The sequence below is a fragment of the Candidatus Omnitrophota bacterium genome, from assembly GCA_028715415.1.
GTDB lineage: Bacteria > Omnitrophota > Gorgyraeia > Gygaellales > Profunditerraquicolaceae > JAQURX01.
Window position 1 is genome coordinate 1 of record JAQURX010000037.1, and the last position, 2,579, is coordinate 2,579.

Here is a 2,579-nt window from a genome sequence, read left to right on the forward strand (position 1 = left end):
ACCCTTAAAGATGCCATCAACGAGGCCATGAGAGACTGGGCATCATCCTTTGACAGCACCCACTATTTGCTGGGGACTGCGGCGGGCGCGCACCCCTTCCCCAGCATGGTCAGAGATTTTCAGAGCGTCATCGGCCATGAGGCAAGATCCCAGATTCTGGAGCCCGAGGGACGTCTGCCGGACAGCATCACAGCCTGTGTGGGTGGGGGCAGCAATGCAATGGGAATATTTGCGCCCTTCATTAAGGACGAGTCAGTAAGGCTCATAGCTGTCGAAGCAGGAGGCCGCGGTCCAGGAAAGACGGATAAGACCGCAGACCACGGAGCCAGTCTGGGAAGAGGAACCGACGGCGTTTTGCACGGTGCTCTCACCAAGATCCTGCAGGACCCATACGGACAGATTCTGGAGTCATATTCCGTGGCTGCCGGACTGGACTACCCGGGAGTCGGCCCGGAGCTGGCGTATCTCGCAGAGAGAGGACGGGTGACGACTCGTATCGCCGAGGATGAGACTGCGATCTCCGGCTTCCATGCGCTCTCCAAGCTGGAGGGCATCATACCGGCCCTTGAGTCGGCTCATGCAGTGGGCTATGCCCTGGCCGAGCCGCGGGAGCTTGGCGATCTCGCTATAATCAACATCTCTGGCAGAGGAGACAAAGATCTGGCAACGGTGATGGACCATGAAAATCTCTGAAGCATTCGAGAACGCTCCTCTGCTCATCATCTACATCTGTGCAGGGGATCCGACGCCGGAAGAGACGCCCAAGCTGGTACGGCGGCTGGCTCTTGCCGGAGCGGACATAATCGAACTGGGATTGCCTCACTCTGACCCCATAGCCGACGGCCCCACCATCCAATCGGCTGCTCAGAGGGCGATAGCTGCTGGAATGAACACAGACGTCTATTTCGAAGTCGCTCGCGCGGCGAACGTCGCCATTCCAAAGATCTTCATGGGATACTACAACATGATCTATGCCCGCGGACTTGACAGGTTTGTCCAGGATTGTGCCAGATCTGGCATCGAGGGCCTGATTGTGCCAGACCTGCCGCCTGAGGAAGCCGGACCGCTCCATGAGGCCTGCGTTCGAGCCGGGGTGGACCTGATCTTCCTGGCGGCTCCAAACACTCCGCAGGAGCGGCTGAAGATGATTGAAGAGAGGACATCGGGATTTCTCTACCTGGTGGCAAGAACTGGCGTGACTGGTGCCAGGAGTGACGTTCTCCAGAGCACCGGGGACTTAATTGCTCGCGTTCATGGCAGCAAGCCGAAAGCTGTAGGCTTTGGCATCTCTACTCCGGAACAGGCAGCAGAGGTGGTCGCCGCCGGCGCGGACGCGGCCATCGTGGGATCGGTCTGCGTGGACCTGATAGCCAAGGGCGAGGTGGAGCGGCTGGAAAAGCTTGTGGCCGATATTAAGAAGGCGGTCAAGGCCGCGGCAAGAGCAAAGCTACAATAGTCTGCTTGATTACCTGTCTGCCATGACTGAAGCTGATGACGGTCAGAAACGATTTGTGGAGAGGACGAGGGCGGACCTGGAGGCGGGAGCCGATGTCACAATCGTTGCCTTCGGCGACTCGATCACAGAGGGTTATTGCGTCCGGCGCGGCTTTCCATCCTTTTGGGCTCAGATGCTGAGAGAAAAGTATCCTGAGGCAAATGTTGAGATGATCAACTCCGGCATCTGTGGAGACACCAGCATGGACGGCCTCGCAAGGCTCGACTTCTCTGTGCTCTCCTACGAGCCGGACCTGGTCACCATCAACTTCGGAATCAACGACTGCGCGTTCGGCCTGAGTCTGGAGGAGTTCGAAATGAACTTCGTAGAGATGGTGCGGCGCATCCGGTCCGGCCCAAATTCGGAGATATTGCTGCTCTCCTCCCAGCCCCTTGAGACGCCTCCCTACGATCGAATGGTCCTGGATTACTATCAGGCGGTGCTGAGAGTGGCTAGTGAGATGGACGTGGGATTCGTGAACGTCTTTGGGGCCTGGATGAGGGCCGTTGCAGGAGGCACGCCACTTGGATCTCTGATCCTTCAGGGCCTCGACCACCCCAACGAGGCAGGCTACAGGATCATAGCCGAGGAGCTGATGAGGCTATTCTAATCGTAATAGCCTCCGGTATAGTTGCACATACCCACACGAGGTGAATTGACCACCGGCAGAAGCATCTCCTCTCCGCATTCATGCGTTTTTCCGCATTCATCGCACACTCGACCGGTGGACTCGTCGCTGCAAACGCAACAAATCCCCGTTGCCGTCTTGCCACATACATCGCATCTGAGATGAAGGTCTCATCTGCAATATCGAAGCTGCTCAGGTGGCCGCAGCATTCCGGCCAGACGGCTCTTAAAAAGTGGTCCAGATCCTCCAATGTAGCCTTGGCGGGGATCTCGATATGCAGCCAGTACATGGGCATATACTGTGCCTCCACCTTCAGATGAAAGATGGTCCGAGCCCGTCCCTTGCCTGAGCTTTTTCCTGCTGGCGCATCTTTCTCTTTTTTTCTGACATATCAAACCCTGGCAAAGGATTCAACTTCTTAAAACACCAATGAGGTCATCATGAAACCTGAGAAGA

Annotated in this window: 3 protein-coding genes; all 3 read left to right on the forward strand. The window is 56.8% G+C overall.

Going from position 1 to position 2,579, the window contains the following annotated elements:
- Nucleotides 1-693: pyridoxal-phosphate dependent enzyme (locus PHO70_08640; GenBank protein MDD5433026.1), on the forward strand; the 693-nt coding region annotated here is incomplete at its 5' end.
- Nucleotides 680-1,456 carry a tryptophan synthase subunit alpha gene (gene trpA, locus PHO70_08645; protein MDD5433027.1) on the forward strand — a complete coding sequence of 259 codons (777 nt, stop codon included), beginning with the start codon at nt 680-682 and terminating at the stop codon, nt 1,454-1,456. The genes PHO70_08640 and trpA, both read left to right, overlap by 14 nt.
- Before the next feature lie 22 nt (nt 1,457-1,478).
- Nucleotides 1,479-2,105, forward strand: a complete 627-nt coding sequence (locus tag PHO70_08650) for an SGNH/GDSL hydrolase family protein (protein ID MDD5433028.1) — start codon at nt 1,479-1,481, stop codon at nt 2,103-2,105.
- Nucleotides 2,106-2,579 lie beyond the last annotated feature (474 nt).